At 67.9% G+C, this 17,208-nt stretch carries 21 protein-coding genes; 17 read left to right on the forward strand and 4 right to left on the reverse strand.

Annotated elements, in window-relative coordinates:
* The first annotated feature begins 72 nt into the window (after positions 1–72).
* The 6 genes from CLN94_RS02505 (at position 73) to CLN94_RS02530 (ending at position 4,833) form a co-directional block, all read left to right on the forward strand.
* A complete protein-coding gene (locus CLN94_RS02505; protein WP_096430816.1) occupies positions 73–1,473 on the forward strand; it encodes a phosphohexomutase domain-containing protein in 1,401 nt (466 codons plus the stop codon).
* A gap of 64 nt (positions 1,474–1,537) precedes the next feature.
* Positions 1,538–1,978 (forward strand): peptide-methionine (R)-S-oxide reductase MsrB, encoded by a 441-nt coding sequence (msrB, locus tag CLN94_RS02510; protein ID WP_096430818.1) that lies wholly within the window; start codon positions 1,538–1,540, stop codon positions 1,976–1,978.
* Between the two features lie 66 nt (positions 1,979–2,044).
* Positions 2,045–3,088, forward strand: coding sequence for an aldo/keto reductase (locus tag CLN94_RS02515; RefSeq protein ID WP_096430820.1), 1,044 nt, complete (start codon positions 2,045–2,047; stop codon positions 3,086–3,088).
* A 10-nt stretch (positions 3,089–3,098) separates the two neighbouring features.
* On the forward strand, positions 3,099–3,431 hold the full coding sequence (locus CLN94_RS02520; protein WP_096430822.1) for a hypothetical protein: 333 nt from the start codon (positions 3,099–3,101) through the stop codon (positions 3,429–3,431).
* Positions 3,419–3,937, forward strand: a complete 519-nt coding sequence (locus CLN94_RS02525; RefSeq protein ID WP_143598867.1) for a lipocalin/fatty acid-binding family protein — start codon at positions 3,419–3,421, stop codon at positions 3,935–3,937. Before CLN94_RS02520 ends, CLN94_RS02525 begins: the two co-directional genes overlap by 13 nt.
* Entirely contained in the window at positions 3,934–4,833 is a 900-nt protein-coding gene (locus tag CLN94_RS02530; protein WP_096430826.1) for a DMT family transporter, read from the forward strand. The genes CLN94_RS02525 and CLN94_RS02530 overlap by 4 nt, the downstream gene beginning before the upstream one ends.
* A 1-nt stretch (position 4,834) precedes the next feature.
* On the opposite strand, the gene CLN94_RS02535 is transcribed toward CLN94_RS02530, so the two are convergent.
* Both CLN94_RS02535 and CLN94_RS02540 read right to left on the reverse strand, forming a co-directional pair.
* Positions 4,835–5,542: an NUDIX hydrolase gene (locus CLN94_RS02535; RefSeq protein WP_096430828.1), complete on the reverse strand. Its 708-nt coding sequence runs from the start codon at positions 5,540–5,542 to the stop codon at positions 4,835–4,837.
* Complete coding sequence (locus CLN94_RS02540) at positions 5,535–5,939, reverse strand: DUF983 domain-containing protein (RefSeq protein WP_096430830.1); 405 nt, start codon at positions 5,937–5,939, stop codon at positions 5,535–5,537. The genes CLN94_RS02535 and CLN94_RS02540 overlap by 8 nt, the downstream gene beginning before the upstream one ends.
* Before the next feature lie 178 nt (positions 5,940–6,117).
* Between CLN94_RS02540 and CLN94_RS02545 the strand changes: the two genes are divergently transcribed.
* The 4 genes from CLN94_RS02545 (at position 6,118) to CLN94_RS02560 (ending at position 8,400) form a co-directional block, all read left to right on the forward strand.
* Positions 6,118–6,870, forward strand: coding sequence for an EF-hand domain-containing protein (locus CLN94_RS02545; protein WP_096430832.1), 753 nt, complete (start codon positions 6,118–6,120; stop codon positions 6,868–6,870).
* Positions 6,871–6,970: 100 nt separating this feature from the next.
* Entirely contained in the window at positions 6,971–7,555 is a 585-nt protein-coding gene (locus CLN94_RS02550) for an RNA polymerase sigma factor (protein WP_096430834.1), read from the forward strand.
* Positions 7,548–7,913 carry a dihydroorotate dehydrogenase gene (locus CLN94_RS02555; protein WP_096430836.1) on the forward strand — a complete coding sequence of 122 codons (366 nt, stop codon included), beginning with the start codon at positions 7,548–7,550 and terminating at the stop codon, positions 7,911–7,913. Before CLN94_RS02550 ends, CLN94_RS02555 begins: the two co-directional genes overlap by 8 nt.
* A gap of 1 nt (position 7,914) precedes the next feature.
* Entirely contained in the window at positions 7,915–8,400 is a 486-nt protein-coding gene (locus CLN94_RS02560; RefSeq protein WP_096430838.1) for a periplasmic heavy metal sensor, read from the forward strand.
* Positions 8,401–8,404: 4 nt separating this feature from the next.
* Here the strand turns inward: CLN94_RS02560 and CLN94_RS02565 are convergent, their stop codons facing one another.
* Positions 8,405–9,802: a diguanylate cyclase gene (locus CLN94_RS02565; RefSeq protein WP_096430840.1), complete on the reverse strand. Its 1,398-nt coding sequence runs from the start codon at positions 9,800–9,802 to the stop codon at positions 8,405–8,407.
* 92 nt (positions 9,803–9,894) lie between these two features.
* Between CLN94_RS02565 and CLN94_RS02570 the strand changes: the two genes are divergently transcribed.
* The 7 genes from CLN94_RS02570 to dacB all read left to right on the forward strand — a co-directional run bounded on the left by CLN94_RS02570 (position 9,895) and on the right by dacB (position 16,722).
* The gene (locus tag CLN94_RS02570) at positions 9,895–10,176 is read left to right on the forward strand and encodes a DUF3572 domain-containing protein (protein ID WP_096430842.1); all 282 of its coding nucleotides are present in this window, start codon (positions 9,895–9,897) and stop codon (positions 10,174–10,176) included.
* Between the two features lie 7 nt (positions 10,177–10,183).
* On the forward strand, positions 10,184–10,873 hold the full coding sequence (locus tag CLN94_RS02575; RefSeq protein WP_096431435.1) for an HAD family hydrolase: 690 nt from the start codon (positions 10,184–10,186) through the stop codon (positions 10,871–10,873).
* Positions 10,874–10,928: 55 nt separating this feature from the next.
* Complete coding sequence (locus tag CLN94_RS02580) at positions 10,929–12,740, forward strand: DUF4153 domain-containing protein (protein ID WP_096430844.1); 1,812 nt, start codon at positions 10,929–10,931, stop codon at positions 12,738–12,740.
* Positions 12,741–12,803: 63 nt separating this feature from the next.
* Positions 12,804–13,412, forward strand: a complete 609-nt coding sequence (locus CLN94_RS02585; protein WP_096430846.1) for a heme NO-binding domain-containing protein — start codon at positions 12,804–12,806, stop codon at positions 13,410–13,412.
* A gap of 8 nt (positions 13,413–13,420) precedes the next feature.
* Complete coding sequence (locus tag CLN94_RS02590) at positions 13,421–14,548, forward strand: GGDEF domain-containing protein (protein ID WP_245845044.1); 1,128 nt, start codon at positions 13,421–13,423, stop codon at positions 14,546–14,548.
* Positions 14,549–14,623: 75 nt separating this feature from the next.
* Complete coding sequence (locus tag CLN94_RS02595) at positions 14,624–15,235, forward strand: nicotinate-nucleotide adenylyltransferase (protein ID WP_096430850.1); 612 nt, start codon at positions 14,624–14,626, stop codon at positions 15,233–15,235.
* A gap of 47 nt (positions 15,236–15,282) precedes the next feature.
* Entirely contained in the window at positions 15,283–16,722 is a 1,440-nt protein-coding gene (dacB, locus tag CLN94_RS02600; RefSeq protein ID WP_096430852.1) for a D-alanyl-D-alanine carboxypeptidase/D-alanyl-D-alanine endopeptidase, read from the forward strand.
* Here the strand turns inward: dacB and CLN94_RS02605 are convergent, their stop codons facing one another.
* Positions 16,723–17,145: a tellurite resistance TerB family protein gene (locus tag CLN94_RS02605; RefSeq protein ID WP_096430854.1), complete on the reverse strand. Its 423-nt coding sequence runs from the start codon at positions 17,143–17,145 to the stop codon at positions 16,723–16,725. It lies immediately after the preceding gene.
* Positions 17,146–17,208 lie beyond the last annotated feature (63 nt).

Genomic DNA, 17,208 nt, shown 5'->3' on the forward strand with positions numbered 1-17,208 from the left:
GGCAAGCCTGCTGTGATTGCGGCGGGTTTTTTCGGGTGCTAAGGCTGCGACGAACAACCTTTGAGAGAGATCATGCCATTGCAGTTCGGCACGAGTGGGCTTCGCGGGCTGGCGCGGGATTTCACGCCCGAGCGGGTGGCGCGCTGGGTCGATGCCTATCTTGCGGCCTGCCGGATCGGCGCGCAGGTGTTTCTGGCGCGGGATCTGCGGGCAAGCTCGCCGATGATCGCGGGGGCGGTGCGCGCGGCGCTGATCGCGGCGGGGCGGAAGGTGGTTGATCTGGGTGCCTTGCCGACGCCCGCGCTGGCGCTTCTGGCGATGGCCGAGGGCGCGGGGGCGATCATGGTGACAGGCAGCCATATCCCGGCGGACCGCAACGGGCTCAAGTTCTACCGCCCCGATGGCGAGATCGACAAGGCCAGCGAGGCGGCGATGCGCGCGGCCCATGACGTGGGCGCGCGGGCGCTGCTGGACGGGCCGGGCGTTCTGGAGCGCCGGACGGATGCCGCGCAGGCCTATCTGGCGCGCTATGCCGGGGCCTTCGGGGCCGAGGCTTTGGCAGGGATGCGCATCGGCGTCTGGGCGCAATCCTCGGTCGCGCGCGATCTGTTGCCCGCGCTGTTGCGCGCGCTCGGTGCAGAGGTGATCGAACTGGCCCGCGCCGGGCATTTCTATCCGGTCGATACCGAGGCGGTGTCGCCCGAGACCCGCGCCGATCTGGCGCGCTGGTGCGCGGAGTATCGGCTGGATGCGCTGGTTTCGACCGATGCCGATGGCGACCGGCCCTTGCTGATGGGCGGGGCGGGGCATTTGGTTGCGGGCGACATCCTAGGCGTCCTCACGGCGCGCGCGCTTGGGGCCGAGGTAGTCTGCACGCCGGTCTCGGCCAATTCCATGATCGAAGGCATGGGCGCCTTTCGCGCGACCCGTCGCCGCCGCATCGGCTCGCCCTACGTGATTGCCGAGATGCTGGCCGAACAGGCCGCTGACCCGCAGGCACGCGTGGCCGGGTTCGAGCCGAATGGAGGCTTCCTGCTGGGCTTCGAGGCCGCAGCCCCCGCCGGGCCGATCGCGCCGCTGATGACGCGCGATGCGGTGCTGCCGCTTGCGACGGTTTTGGCCGAGGCGCGCCGCGCGGGCGGCATGGCGGCGCTGCTTGCGACGCTGCCTGCTCGCGCGACCTCCGCCGACCGCCTGCGGGATGTCCCGCCGGAGATTGCGCACGGCCTGCTCGACAGCTTTGCCACATCGCCCGAGGCGCGTGCGGCATTTTTCGCCCCCTTCGGCCCGGAGCAGTGCCTTGACCAGACCGACGGGCTGCGCGTCACGCTTGCGGACGGGCGCATCGTGCATCTGCGCGCCTCGGGCAACGCGCCCGAGTTTCGCGTCTATACAGAGGCCGCCACGCCCGAGGCTGCCGAGGCCCTGTTGCGTGCGGTCATGGCCGCGCTGGTGCCGCGCCTTGCCGCCTGACCGCGCGCGGCCCTTTCCTTTTCCGATTGCCCCGCTATCTCTCGGGCAGAACAGGGAGATACCGATGACCCGCTATGCCAAGACCGCCGAGGCGCTGGCCCGCCTGACCCCCGAGCAATACCGCGTGACGCAGGAAAGCGGCACCGAGCGGCCCTTTACGGGCGAATACCTGGAAGAAAAGCGCCGCGGGATCTTTGTCGACGTGGTCTCGGGCGAGCCTCTGTTTGCTTCGTCGGACAAGTATGAATCGGGTTGCGGCTGGCCCTCGTTCACGCGCCCGATCCTTGACGAGCACGTGCAGGAGCTGCGCGACACATCGCATGGGATGCTCCGCACCGAGGTGCGATCGGCCCATGGCGACAGCCATCTGGGCCATGTCTTTCCCGACGGGCCGCGCGAGACCGGCGGGCTGCGCTATTGCATCAACTCGGCGGCGCTGCGTTTCGTGCCGCTTGAGGAGATGGAGGCCGAGGGCTACGGCGCGCTGATCCCGCTGGTCGGCTGAGCCCCCCTTTCCATCGCGCGGGCCCTGTGCCAAGGTCGCGCCGAAACCACCAACAGGAGAAGAGGAATGCGCCGGATCGAACTGGGTCGCACCGGGCTGGAAGTGTCCGAAATCTGTCTGGGGTCAATGACCTGGGGGACGCAGAATACCGAGGCCGAGGGCCATGCGCAGCTCGATTATGCGCTCGATCAGGGCGTTGATTTCATCGACACGGCCGAGCTTTACCCGGTCAACCCGGTGCGGCTCGAAACCACCGGGCGCACCGAAGAGATTATAGGCACCTGGCTCAAGGCGCGGGGGCGGCGCGACGATGTGGTGATCGCCACCAAGATCGTCGGCACTGGCTCGGTCGCGATCAAGGGCGGGCCGCCGATCAGCCCGGAGCGGATCCGCGAGGCGGTCGAGAATTCGCTGCGTCGGCTGCAGACCGATTACATCGACCTCTATCAGCTGCACTGGCCCAACCGTGGCTCGTACCATTTCCGGGCGCTTTGGCGCTATGACCCGACGACGCAGAACACCGCGCGGGTGCAAGACGACATGGCGGCCTGTCTTGAGACCCTCGACGAGATGGTCAAGGCGGGCAAGATCCGGCATCTGGGGCTGTCGAACGAGACGACCTGGGGCACCTCGGAATGGCTGCGGCTGGCCGAGGCGAGCAAAGGGCCGCGCATGGCCACGATCCAGAACGAATACTCGCTGATGTGCCGCTATTTCGATACCGATCTGGCGGAGCTGTGTCACCACGAAGACGTGACGCTGCTGGCCTATTCGCCGCTCGCGGCGGGGATCCTGAGCGGCAAGTATTCGGGCGATACCACGCCCGAGGGTTCGCGCCGTGCGATCGTGGCGGATCTGGGCGGGCGCTCCAGCCCGCGCGCCTTTGACATTGCCGATGTCTATGTCGGCGTCGCGCGCGAGGCGGGGCTTGACCCGGTGACGATGGCCATTCGCTGGGTGATGGAACGCCCCGGCTCGATCATCCCGATCATCGGCGGCACCTCGGTTGCGCAGATTGCAGCGGCGATCGACGCGGCGCGGATCACCCTGCCGAAAGAGGTCCATGACGCGATCAAGCAGATCCACCGCGATCTGCCGATGCCGTTCTGAGGAGGGGACCATGCGCGCGCTTGCCCTGTCGGCCCTGATGGCTCTGGCCCTCGTGGCCTGCAAACCCGAGCCGGGGCCCCCGCGCCTTGAGCCCGTCGGCGCCGCCCGCGTCGAGGCCGAGCGCAAGGCCTGCGAGGCTGACGGCGGGATCTGGTCGAGCGGGGCTTTTGGCTCAATTTGTGCGCGTCGGACCAAGGATGCCAATCAATCCTGCCGCAAGGAAAGCGATTGCGAGGGCGTGTGCCTTGCGCGGTCGATGACCTGTGCGCCGGTCCGGCCCTTGCTTGGTTGTAACGAGGTGCTGACAGATGCCGGCACGAGGGCGACGCTATGCGTGGATTGATCCGTCTGGCCGGGGCGATGGCGCTTGCCGGGGCGCTTGCCGGATGCCTCGGCGCGCCGGAGCCCGGCGGCCCTTTGCTCTCCGAGCCGGGGCGGATGTCGTCGCTGGCGCTCTTTGAGCCCGTGCGGATGGCCGGGGGGTGGCAGGTTGTCGCCTCGGGAACGCCGGGCTGCGCGGGCGCGCGGCAGGACTGGGCCGCGGAGGGCGGCGGCTATCGGATTTCGGGGATTGATTGCGCGGGGGCGGCGCCCATGGCACTTGACGCGCGGATGTCCGTCACCGGGCCGGGCGCGCGGATGGCGGCCAGCGGGCGGGCCTTTGGCGGCGCGCCGGTCTGGCTCTTGTGGGCCGATCAGGATTACCGCGTCGCGGTGCTGGGCACGCCCGAGGGCGGCTTTGGGATGATCCTCGCACGACCCGGCATGGCGGCGCGTGGCGACCTGATCGCGGCGGCGCGCGAGGTGCTGGCCTTCAACGGCTACGATCTGGCGCAGATCGGGCCATGAGCGGGGTGCTCTGGGCGGCGCTGGTGATTGTGGCCTCGGCGCTGCAGACCGCGCGGTTCGTTCTGCAAAAGGTGCTCTCGGGCTCGGGCCTCTCGGTGGGGGGCGCGACCTTTTCGCGGTTCCTCTTCGGAGCGCCGATCGCGCTGGTGGCGGCCACGGCGCTGTTGCTCGGCACGGGCGAGGCATTGCCGAACCTGACGCCACGCTTCTGGGCATTCGTGCTGGCGGGCGGGGCGGCGCAGATCTTTGCCACGTTCCTGACGGTCGCGCTGTTCAAGCTACGCAATTTCGCGGTCGGCGTCGCCTTCACCAAGACCGAAACGTTTCAGGTCGCGCTGTTTTCGGCGCTGATCCTGTCCGAGCCGGTGGCGCCCCTGGGCTGGCTGGCGATCGTGATCGGCTTTGGCGGCGTGATGTTGATGTCGCGCCCGCCTGAGGGTGGCCGGATGCTGGGCCGCCCGATGGTCTATGGCCTTTTGGCGGGGGCGGGATTTGCCGTGGCTGCGATCGGCTATCGCGGCGCCACGGTCGAGCTTGAACCCTTGCCTTTCCTGATCCGCGCGATGGTGGCGCTGGCGGCGGCGACGAGCTCGCAGACGCTGGGCATGGCGCTTTACCTGCGGGTGTTCGAACCCGGCGAGCTAAGCCGCGTGGTCGCCGCCTGGCGGCGCACGATCTGGGTCGGCGTGACCGGGGTTGGCGGGTCGGCGGGCTGGTTCGCCGCTTTCGCGCTGCAGAACGCGGCCTATGTCCGCGCTTTCGGGCAGATCGAGATGGTGTTCACGCTGCTCGCTTCGGTCTGGTTCTTTGGCGAGCGCTTGCACCGGCGCGAGGGCGCGGGCATCGCGCTGGTCGTCGCCTCGCTGGTCGCGCTGGTCCTGGCCGGGCGCGGCTAGCTCAGGCGATCCGGCGGAAGGTCGCGCGCTCGGTGCGGTTGTCGAAGAAGGGCAGGCTCTCGGGGTCGCACAAACGGCCACCCGCCAGCATCGCCTGCACCTCGGCCAGCACCACTTCGGTGATGAAGGGCAGGTTGAGCTGACGCGCCTCGGTCAGCGGCACCCAATGCAGATGCGAAAGCTCGTCGCAGGCGCGCGAGAAATCATCGGGGTCGCCGGCGATCTCGTTGACATCGGCGAGGAAGAAGCGCGCGTCGAAGCGGCGCGGGCGGCCCTTTGGCGTGATCGCGCGGAACACAAAGCGCAGCGGCGTGGCCGAGGGGCGATACCCCAGTGCCGCCATCGCCGCCCAGTCTTCGGCGGGCGGTTCGGGCCAATCGCCGGGCGCGCCGAGGATCAGCCCGGTTTCCTCCCAAAGCTCGCGGATCGCCGCCACGGCCAGCGCCGGGCCGATGCCGTCGGGGGCCTCGACCGCAAGCCTGCGTGCGCAGGTCTGCGACAGCGGCTCGGCCAGCGGCACATGCCAGTCGGCGGCATCGAGCGCGCCGCCCGGGAACACGTATTTCGACGGCATGAAGGCCGCGCCCGCGCCGCGCTGGCCCATCAGCACGGCAGGGCCCTGCGGCGCGTCATGGCGCAGAATGATCAGGCTTGCGGCGTCGCGCAACTGGGTCTTGTCGATCGGCGGGGCGGTGGGGGCTTCAGTCATGCACGATCTCTCCGGCGCCGAAGCCATGCATCCGGCGCGACCACTGGATGCCAACCAGCATCCCCTTGAAGCGCGGCAGCAGATAGACGCTGAGCGCGACGCAGCTCGGCACGAACAGCGCGATCATCATCCAAGGTTCGGGGCGGAAGGCGAAATAGACAGCCATGATCGCCGGTGCGAGCAGGTGCCCCACCACGAGGATGGTCAGATAGGCCGGGCCGTCATCGGCGCGCTGGTGGTGCAGAGCCTCGCCACAGGCCGGGCAGGCGGCGCGCACGCGGGCGTAGCCTTCGAGCAGCGTGCCCTCGCCACAGGCCGGGCAGCGGCAGGTCAGCCCCCGCCAGATCGCTTGGCCGACGGGGCGGTCGTCCTCGGGCATCTCGGTATATTCGGTCATCTGGTCTCTCCCTGGCGCCACTAAGACAGGTTTTCGCGCCGGGGGGAAGCCCGCGCCCGCCTTCACGCCATGTCACGGATGCGTGTGCCGGCGCCCGAAGGCGACGGAAAGCGGGGCGGGGGGCGTATTGGGGGTATCTGCGGCACCAAGACGCCGCCTGGTTTTTCAGGAGATCGAGATGAAACCGATGGGTAAAGCTTTTGTTCTGGCGGCTCTGGTGGCAAGCACCGGCTTGGTCGCGACCGCCCCTGTCTTCGCGCAGCAGCAACAGCAGCAACAGATGCAGGCGCGCGACGGCTCGGGTGCGGGCAATGGCCCGATGATGGGCGGTCAGATGCCGCGCATGCCGACGGGCATGGATGACGGCGCGATGCCGATCTTCGAGCAGTTCGACACCGACAAGGATGGCAAGATCACCGCCGAGGAATTCGACGCCGCCCGCAAGGCGCGCGTGACCGGGCTCGACGCGAATGGCGATGGCAAGATTTCGGCTGAGGAATTCGTCGCGCAAGAGATGAAACAGGCGCAGACCCGGATCGAGGAGCGCGTGAAGGCTCGCATCGCCGCGCAGGATGTCGATGGTGACGGGATGCTCTCGGCCGAGGAACTGGCCAGCCGCGAGCGGATGCCTGCGGACATGTTCAAACGCCTTGACCGTGACGGCGATGGCGCGGTGAGCGCCGCCGAAGCGCAGGCCGCCCGCAAGATGCTGGGCGAGCGCATGCAGGGCCGCATGGGCGATCATGACATGCGCGGCAAAGGTGGCAAGGGCGACCATCAGCGTGGCGGGCGCGATTGCGACCACGACCGTCAGGGCATGAAAGGCGGCCGGATGATGCATGACCATGGCCAGATGGGTGGCCAGCGCATGATGGGCGATCAGGACGGCTGGCGTCCGTTCTTCCAGCGCAACGCGCCGGCGCAGAACTGATCTGAAACCGCTCCGGCCCGGGACCACCCGGGCCGGGCTGCGGGCCTGCCCTTCGCGGCAAATTGCCAAGGGCCCGCGATCGCGCTAGCCAAGGGGCATTATGAGCATGGCTTTCGACGCGTTATCGGATGTCTCGGATGAGGCGCTGCTGGTTCTCTATGGCAATGGGGACCGGGCGGCGGCGCGTTCGCTGACGCTGCGCTTCGCCCCCTTGGCGTTTCGCGTGGCGCTGCGGATGCTGGGTGATCGCGCCGAGGCCGAGGATCTGGCGCAGGAGGCGATGCTCCGGCTCTGGAAGATCGCCCCCGACTGGCGCAACGGCGAGGCCAAGGTCTCGACCTGGCTTTATCGGGTGGTCAGCAACCTCGCCACCGACCGGCTGCGCAAGCGGCGCGGCGTGGGGCTGGACGAGGCGCCCGAGATCGAGGACGGGCGCGCCTCGGTGCTCGATGAGATGATCGAGACCGGCCGCGCGGCGGCGCTGCAGGCGGCGCTTCAGGCCCTGCCGGAACGGCAACGGCAGGCGGTGATTTTGCGGCATATCGAAGGAATGTCGAACCCGGAGATCGCCGAAGCGATGGAAATCGGGGTCGAGGCCGTAGAAAGTTTGACGGCGCGTGGAAAGCGGGGGCTGGCGAAGCTCCTGGCGGGACAGCGCGAGGAATTGGGGTTTGGCGATGACTGAGCACGAGAACGAGTTGGAGCGTTTCTTCGCGGCAGCGAAGGCCGAGGCGCCGATGCCCTCGGGCGATTTCATGGCGCGGGTTCTGGCCGAGGCCGAAGCCACGCAGGCGGGCTTGACGGCGCCGCCGGTACGGGCGCCTGCGGGCCGGGATGGCCTTTGGGCGACGATCTCGGGCCTGTTCGGAGGCTCGATCGGTCTGGGCGGCATGGCGACGGCCGCGCTGGCCGGGCTCTGGATCGGGTTCGCCGGGGCGGATAATCTGGCCAGCTACTGGCCGGGGACGACGGCGGATATCGGCACGCTGGAGCTGATGCCGGGTGAAGACCTTGTGACACTGGCGCTTGGGGAGGGTTACTGAGATGGCTGAGACGCAAAACGGCAAGGCGAAGCTCGGGGGCTGGACCAAGGCGCTGCTGATCGGCTCGGTCACGCTGAACCTGCTGATTGCGGGTGTGGTGATCGGGGGCATCGTCGGCCATGAACGCCACCCGCAACCCCGGATCGGGGATGTGAATATCGGGGCGCTGAGCGCGGCCTTGTCACATGATGAACGCGAGGCGCTGCGGTCGGCGGCCGAGGCGCGTGGCGGCAGCTTCCGTGAGATGCGCGTGAAGGATCGCGCCGATCGCGAGGCGCTGATCGCGGCCCTCCGGGCTGAGCCCTTCGATGCGGCGGCGTTCGACGCGGTGATGGAGCGTCAGCGCACGCGGATGCTGGCGCGGATCGACATCGGCGCCGAACTGATGCGCGAGCGCGTTCTCAAGATGTCGTCCGAGGCACGCAAGGCTTTTGCCGAGCGTCTTGCACGGGGCGAGAAACGGTTCGGCGGCAAAGATCGCGACTAAACCCTCAGGCGGCCGAGTTGAAGATGCGCACCTGATTGCGGCCGCTGGCTTTTGACCCCAACAGCGCGTGATCGGCGTGGCGCATCACCAGCTCGACCGTTTCGCCGGGCCCCGATACCCCGCCAAGCGCCAGCCCGATCGAGACCGTCACCGGGATTGCGCCGCGTCCCTCGGGCAGTGCGAAGGGCTGGTGTTCGACGACTGCGCGCAGGCGCTCGGCAGCGCGGCGCGCCTCTTCCAGCGAGGTGTCGGGCATCGCAACGAGGAACTCTTCACCACCGATCCGCGCCACCAGATCCATCGTGCGCAGGTTCAGGTTGAGCCGCCGCGCGACCTCTTGCAGCACCAGGTCTCCGGCCGCGTGGCCGTAACGGTCGTTGATCGACTTGAAGCGATCGAGGTCGAGCGCCATCACCGCGAAAGGCCGCCCGGTTGCACGGGCGCGTTCCTCCATGCGCGCGAGATGCGGCATCGCGTAGCGGCGGTTGAAGAGGCCCGTCAACGGATCGACCGCCGCAAGCCGCAACCCGTCGGCCAGCATCGCGCGCTGCCGGTCGAGCAGGCGCTTGCGCGCGATCTGGGCACGCAGGCGGAGCGCGCATTCTTCGGCAGCGGCGGGCTGGGCGATCTGGCGCGGCAGCAGGTCCGAGGCGCCCAGATCCAGCGCCATAGCGCGGGTCTCACGCGCCCCCGGCTCGGCGGCGATGCAGATCGCGGCATGGCGCGAGGCGGGCCGCGCGCGCAATTCGGACATCAGCCGCAGGCCCGCGCCCGGCGTGTCGAGATCGGCCGAGATGACATAGGCGTCGGGCGCCGTGCCGCCGATCGAGCCGGCCAGAACCATGTCGCGGTCAAGGATCTCGATCCGGTCGCCTGGCAAACGCGGCGCCAACGCGGTTTTCCAGCAGACGGCGGTTTCGGTCGTGGCGGCGATCAGCGCGATCCGACCCGCGGGCGGTGGCGACGCAGGCGCCGCGTCACGCCCGAGCGCGCGATAGGTCGCCTCGCGCTGGGCCATCTCCTCGTCGGTTTCATGCGCCCGCAACAGCGCGCGCAGCCGCGCCAGCAGCACCAGCTCATCCACCGGTTTCACAAGATAATCGGTCGCGCCCGCGCGCAGCGCCGCAAGCCGTTCGCCCGGCTGCTCGACCGAGGCCAGCATGATCACCGCGACCGGCGCGCCGACGCCTGCGGCCTTGATCCGCTGGCACAGCTCGGTCCCGCTCATGTCGGGCAGCGAGGAGGCGATCAGCGCCAAATCGGGACGCTCGGCGGCCAGGCGTTGCAACGCCTCCGCCGCCGTGCCAGCCTGGATCGTCTCGTAGCGGGCGCCGCGCAGCTTCGCCTTGAGCACGATCCGATTGGTGGCCACATCATCCACGATCAGGACTTTTCCCGGCATCGTCGTAAATGACTCCTTTGACCTGCCGTTGAGATGGCTCCATCATGCCCAAGAGAAGGTTAACAAATCACTACCAACGGGCGGTCACTTTAATGGAGCGGCAAGATATTGCGCAGACCCGGGCCCTGCAGGCTCTGGGCTGGCTGGCGGGGCAGGATGGGCTTTTGGACGGATTTCTGCACATGAGCGGCGCAAGCCTTGCCGATCTGCGCGCGCAGGCACAGGAGCCCGCGTTTCTGGCCTCGGTGCTCGATTTCATCTTGCAGCAGGACGACTGGGTGATCGACTGTGCGCAGGCCTTGGGCGTCGCGCCGCAGGAGATTGTCGATGCGCGCGCAATCCTGGGCGGCGGCGATCTGCGGCACTGGACCTGAGGGCGCGATGATCGAGGCAATTCTTTTCGACAAGGACGGCACGCTGTTCGATTTCGACGCGAGCTGGGGCGTCTGGGCCGAGCGGCAGCTGACGAAACTGGCGGGTGGCGATGGCGCACTGGCGGGGCGGATGGCGGCCTCGATCGGCTATGATCTTGCGGCCTTGCGCTTTCATCCCTGGTCGCCGGTGATCGCCGGGACGCTTGACGATGCCGTCGATCTGCTGTTGCCGCATCTGCCGCACTGGGAGCGGCGTGCGCTGGCCGACGAGCTGGACGGGGCCGCGCAGGATCTGCCGCTGGTCGCGCCGGTCGATCTGGCGCCCTGCCTCGCGGGCTTGCGCGGGCAGCGGCTGCGGCTGGGCGTCGCGACGAACGACTCCGAGGCCGCCGCGCGTGCCCATCTGGCTGCGGCCGGAGTGACCGGGTTCTTTGATTTCGTTGCGGGCTATGACAGCGGCTATGGCGCCAAGCCCGCGCCCGGGCCGCTTTTGGCCTTTGCCGATTACCTCGGTGTCGCACCCGAGGCCTGCGCCATGGTCGGTGACAGCACCCATGACCTGAACGCCGCCCGCGCCGCCGGTATGCGCCCGGTCGGCGTGCTGACGGGTCCCGCGCGCGCGGAGGACCTCGCGCCCCTGGCCGAGGTCGTCCTGCCCGACATCGGCGCGCTCGCGGCTTGGGTGCTGCGCGCATAGAGTCTCTATCCAACCCCGGCTCTGCGCGCTAACCTGTTCCAAAGTGGAGGAGCACATGAGCAGAACGCATTGGTACCACGTAATTTTTGGTGCAATGGCCGGGCTTGGCCTCTGGGCGGTGTTCGAACTGGCGCGCCAGGGCGAGGACCTGTGGTACTGGCCGGGGCTGGCGGTCTTCGCGCTGAGCTTCGGTGCCGCCGCTCTGGCAATGCTGGGGGAGTTCGGTCCGCGTCGGGCGCTCTTGGCGGGAGGCGCGATCGCGCTGGTTGCCGCGGGGCTCGTGCAATGGCAGGCGCAGGGCTTTGTGCCCTCGGTGCAGGTTTTCGAGACCGGCCATGTGCTGCTGGCGGCGCTGATCCTTTCAACCCTGCCGATCCCCTTCGCGATGACCCTGATGCGCTTTGGCTCGGCGGGCTGGCACGACTATCCCGACCTGTTCATGGATACCTGGAATGTCGTGGTGCGCTTCGCTTCGGCCTCGCTGTTCGCGAGCGTCTCGATGGGCGTGCTGTTCCTTTTGTCCGAGCTGTTGCATTTCGTCGGTGTCGACCTGCTGCGCGACCTGCTGCGCGAAGAGGCGGTGGTGATGGCCGTCGGCGGCGCGGCCTGCGGGCTTGGGCTCGCGGTGGTCTATGAATTCTCCGAGATGATCTCGCCGGTGCTGGTGCTGCGGCTGTTGCGGCTTTTGGCGCCGGTGGTGTTGCTGGTGGTTGTGATCTTCGTCGTGGCCTTCCTGCTGCAGGGCGCGACCTTCACGCTGGGTGGCCTGAGCGCCTCCGAGGTGCTGATCACGACGGCGCTGGGTGCGATTGCGCTGGTGTCGATCGCGCTCGATCAGGACGATGCCGAGGCGGTGCAGAGCCGGTTCATGCGCAGCGTCGCGCGGGCGCTGGCGGGGATGGTACCGGTTCTGGCGGCACTTCTGGTGCTGGTCTATTGGCGGCGGGTGAGCGCCGAGGGCTGGACGCCCACGCTCGTCGTCGGTGTCGCGGCGGTCGCGGTGATCTGTGGCTATGGGCTGGCCTATGGTGCCTCGGCGCTGCGCGCGGGCGGCTGGATGGAACGGATCCGGCGCGCCAATATCGTGATGGCGCTGGGTATTGTGGGTCTCGCTGCGCTCTGGCTGACGCCGTTGATCGAGCCCGAGCAGATCGCGGTGCGCTCGCAGATCGCGCGCTATCAGGCGGACACGGTCAAGGTGGTGGACCTGCCGCTGGCCGAGATGCGCTTTGACTGGGGCCCGGAGGGGCAGGCGGGATTGGCGCAGCTGCGCGAGATGGCGGCGGAGGATACGGAGCTTGCTGCGCTTCTGACCGAGCTGGATGCTGCCAATTCTAGCTGGGAATTCTATGATGCCGAGCGCCGGATGACGGCGATGTTCTCGGGCTCGCGCGAGGAATGGCTGGCGGCGATCGAGCGCGTGCCGGCAGGAGATATTCCGCAGCCGCTCCTCGATACGATTCTGCGCGATGTGATGGGGAACGCGATTAAACCGGCGGACTGTCGGGGTGAAGGCAACCGCGACATCTCGGGGTGCCTCTTGCTGCGCGCCGATCTGGTGCCCTCGCGGCCCGGCGACGAAGCCCTTGTGGTGATTGGACGTGATCGCTCCGTGCAATACGGCAACACCACCTTGCTGGCGCTCGCCGCGTCGGGCGAGTGGATCAGCGTCACCGGGGTCGCCTTCGTGCGAAATGGCGCTGATGCACCGTTGACAGGCCGTGCGCTTCTTGAGGCGATCCGTGCGGGCGATTTTGCCATCGAACCCGCCACCATTCAGCAATTGCGGATTGGTGACAGCGCGATCGTGATCAATGAGGGCGGGGTGGAGCAACGCATCGACACCTACTCCGTGCGCCCGTTCTGAATCTTCTCAAGTCTTTGGGCTTCCTTAACTTCCCGCGGCTAGTCTGGCCGCGCAGGAGGTCCCATGCTCGGTTTGATTAACAAGTCCATTCAGTGTTTTCTGACGTCTTCCTATGGCGATGCCGTCTGGCAGCGGATCGCCGCGCGCATTGATATCGGCCCGGACGGGTTCGAAACCATGCTGCATTATGACGACGTTCTGACCGATCGCCTGATCGAGGCGGCCGGCGTGGTCCTTGATCGGCCCGAGGACGCCCTGCTGGAAGATGTGGGCACGTTTCTTGCCTCGCGCGAGGCGCTTCGGCGCCTTTTGCGCTTCGGCGGCAGCAACTATTGGGAATTTCTGCATTCGCTGGATGAGTTGCCGGATCGCGCGCGCATGGCGCTGCCGGATCTCGAACTGCCCGGCTTGCGACTTTCCGAGCAAGGCGAGGGGCGGTTTGAGCTGCGTGTGACGTCGCAACGCTCGGATTGGGTGGCGGTGCTTGCGGGCCTGTTGCGCGCGATGGCAGATGATTATGGCGCGCTTGCCCTGATCGAGCCCGACGAGACCGCGCGTGGCGCTCGCCTGACGATCACCTTGCTCGACATCACTTTCGCCGAGGGGCGCGGTTTCGACCTCGCCGCCGGGCAGCACGCGGTTGCCGCACAGCTCGGGGGGGGGGGGGCATGAATTTTGAGTTGCCCCGCCCCGAACTCGCATCGCGGGACGAGGAAATCGGCCGCTGCCTTGCGTGTCGGCAAACGGCGTTGACGGAGCTGGGCGGCCTGATGCCGATGTATCTGTCGCTTGACGCGGGCGGGCGCGTGCGGGCGATGGGCCCAACCCTGAAAAAGATTGCAGGTGGCGTCGGGCTTGGCCAACCGATCGAGACTTATTTCGAGCCGCGGCGCGGGTGGCGACGCAGTGGGGCGATGCGGGTGCCGGGCCCGGATGGTGCCCCGCAACCCGAAATTCTGCTTGGAAAGTGGCGGGTTGCGCCGGGGCGACGCATCCATCTCTGGCTCCGGAAGCATCCCGATATCGGTCTGCGCGGGAGTGCCATCGCCCTGCCGCCCAGCAGCGGGGGTGGGGCGCTGATCAACCTGACGTTTGGGGTCCACCTGGCGCAGGCGGTGAGGTGTTTCGGCCTCACCAATGATGATTTCGCGCCCTCCGATCTGGCTGTCGAACTGCTCTATCTTCAAGAGGCCAAGGCGGTCATTATGGCCGAGTTGCGCGGCTTGACCGCGCGTCTCGAAGATGCGCGCGCCGCCGCGCTAGACAAGGCGATGACCGATGCGCTGACCGGGCTTGCCAACCGACGGGCGTTTGACGCCGAGTTTGCGGGCGCCATTGCGGCGACGCGCGCCGGTGGGGGCGGGTTTGCGCTAGCGCATCTCGATCTCGACCATTTCAAGGCGGTCAATGACTCGCTGGGTCATGCGGCGGGTGATCGGGTGCTTGAAGACGTCGCGAGGATCCTGCGCGAGGAGATCCGCCACGAAGATCTCGCCGCGAGGATTGGAGGAGACGAGTTCATCCTGCTTTTGCGCGGGGATCTGGCCTCTGAGCGCCTGAAAGAGCTTGGCGAAAGGATCATTGCGCGACTTGAGGTGCCCATTCCCTTCGAGGGGGGGCTATGTCGCATTTCGGGGTCTATAGGTGTGATCTTGTCGCGCAGCTACGATCATCCTTCGGCCGAGCGCATGATCGCCGACGCGGATGCGGCGCTGTACGAGTCCAAGCGGTCAGGCCGCGCACGGTGCACGATCATCCGCCCGGACGAAATTGGAGGGGGGCTGACACCGCGTGATCCGCGCGCCTGATGCCTGCACAGAGAGTTGCGGGCCGCAGTTATTTCGCTTTTCCTGCCCCCCCGCGATCGGCTAGGGCTTGGGGTCATGAAACGCGGCTTTCCGATAGCGACCCGTGGCATGCGGGTGGGGCTTCTGGGCGGGTCTTTCGATCCGGCCCATGAAGGTCATGCGCATATTACCCGCGCGGCGCTCAAGGCCTTCGGCCTCGATCGGATCTGGTGGCTCGTGAGCCCCGGCAATCCGCTCAAGTCCGAAGGGCCGGCCTCGATCGAACGGCGTATGGCCGAGGCGCGCCGGATCATGCCCGATCCCCGCGTCGAGGTGACCGATCTCGAATGCGCGCTGGGCACGCGTTACACAGCGGCGACACTGGAGCGGCTCAAGGCGCTTTATCCCGGGGTCCAGTTCGTCTGGCTGATGGGCGGCGACAACCTCGTGCAATTCGATCGCTGGGATCGCTGGCAGGATATTCTTGGCATGGTGCCGGTCGGGGTGATCGCCCGCCCCGGGGCTCGGATGCGGGCGCGCCGGGCACGGGCCGCGCGGATCTTCCGCGCCGCGCAGCTGCCTCGGAGCATGGCGCGTGCGCTGGCCGATGCGCCGCCGCCAGCCTGGTGCTTTCTCGATGTGCCGCTGAACGATCTGTCGTCGTCGGAGTTGCGCGCACGCGGGCAGTGGAAGCGTTCGGACCCTTGAGCCCCCGCGGGCGCCGCGTTACGCTTTGGCCAAAGCCGGAGGGCGGCATGAGGATTTCCAGACGCAACGTGATTTCTGGGCTCGGCGGGATGACCGTCGCGCCGCTCGCCGCTGTGGTTCCGGCGCGGGCGCAACAGGGCGCCTCCGTGCGCGAACTGCTGAAGGCGGCGGCCTTGGGCGGAGACATCGGCTACGCGGTGACGGATCTGCGCAGCGGTCGTGTGCTAGAGGCGTTTAATGCGCAGAAGGCGCTGCCTGCGGCCTCGACGACCAAGGCGATAACCTCGCTTTACGCGCTCGAGCATCTGGGCGGCGGCTATCGGTTTGCGACGCGGCTGATTGCGACGGGACCGGTGCGCGGCGGCGTGCTTCAGGGCGATCTGGTGCTGGCGGGCGGGGCGGACCCGACGCTTTCGACCGACGATCTGGGTGACATGGCGGCGGCGCTGGTGCGCGGCGGTGTGCGCGGGATCACGGGGCGGTTTCTGGTTTGGGCGGGGGCGATTCCGCGCAGCGACGAGATCGCCGGGGATCAGCCCATCCATGTCGGCTATAACCCCGCGGTGGCCGGCATCATCCTGAATTACAACCGTGTCCATTTCGCCTGGAAGCGCGCGGGTGGCGGCTATCAGTTGGCGATGGAGGCGCTGGGCGAGCGGTACCGCCCGCAGGCCTACACGGCGGCGGCGAAGCTCGTGAACCGGCGCGCGCCGGTCTACAGCTATCGCAGCGAGGGCGGCAAAGAGGTGTGGTCGGTCGCGGCGGGGGCGCTGGGCAAGGCGGGCAGCCGCTGGTTGCCGGTGCGCGATCCGGCGGCCTATGCGGGAGACGTGTTCCAGACGCTCGCACGCGCGCAGGGCCTTGCGCTGCCCGCGCCGCGTGAGGTGCGGGACCTGCCTGCGGGTGAGGTTTTGTATTTTCGCCAGAGCGAGGCGCTGCCCGGCCTGCTGCGCGCGATGATGAAATACTCGACCAATATCACCGCCGAAGCGGTGGGCATGACCACATCGGTGCGGCGCGGGGCGGATGCGCGGATGGGGCGCTCGGGCGTCGCGATGAGCGCGTGGCTTGAGGCACGGGTGGGCGTCAAAAGCGCGCGCTTCGTCGATCATTCGGGGCTGAACACCGGGTCGCGGATCTCGGCGGGCGATATGGCGCAGGCCATGGGCGCATTGGGGGCGCCGATGGGGCTGCGCGGGCTGATGAAGCCTTTTGATATGCGCGATGGCGAGGGGCGCAAGGTCAAGGGCCACCCGCTCAGGGTCGATGCCAAGACCGGGACGCTGGATTACGTCTCGACGCTGGCGGGCTACATGACGGCGCCGTCGGGGCGCGAGCTGGGATTCGCGATCTTCACCGGCGATCTGGCGCGGCGCGCGCGGGAAAAGGCCGCAGACGGGGAGGGCGGAGCCTCGAAAGGCTGGATCCGCCGCTCCAAGGTGTTGCAGAGCCGGTTGCTGGAACGCTGGGGCGCGCTTTACGGCTGATCAGCTGGTCATGTGGCGGACGCGCGCGCTCCATTCGATGGCGACCGAGTGCAGCCGGTCGATCGACAACTCGCCGCGGATTTCTTCCAGCATGCGCAGCTCGGGCTGATGCAGGATACCGTCGGCCGCGGCCACGTCGCAGGCGAGCGCATAGGCGGTTTCCCAGAGCTTTTCGGGCAGCCCTTCGCGCACGAGACCGAAGAGTGCATCAAGCCCGTCTTCCTCGGTGAACAGCGAATAGACGGTCTGCGCGACGGTCGGGATGCGGTCGATGTCATAGGTGCCGAAGATCGGCATGTGGTTGACCATGCGTTCGATCGCGACCAGCTCGGAGGTGCGGATGTCCTCGTCCGAGGCGGAGACGGCCACCATCACCGCGACAAGCGCGTCCTGGGGCGAGAGGGAGGGCAGGGGTGCGGTCACGGGAGGGCTTCCTTTGGTGGTTTCACCTGCAAATTATTGACGATCCCGCGCCCGTTCAATAGG

The organism is Pseudothioclava arenosa (assembly GCF_002358085.1).
Classification (GTDB): Bacteria; Pseudomonadota; Alphaproteobacteria; order Rhodobacterales; family Rhodobacteraceae; genus Pseudothioclava; species Pseudothioclava arenosa.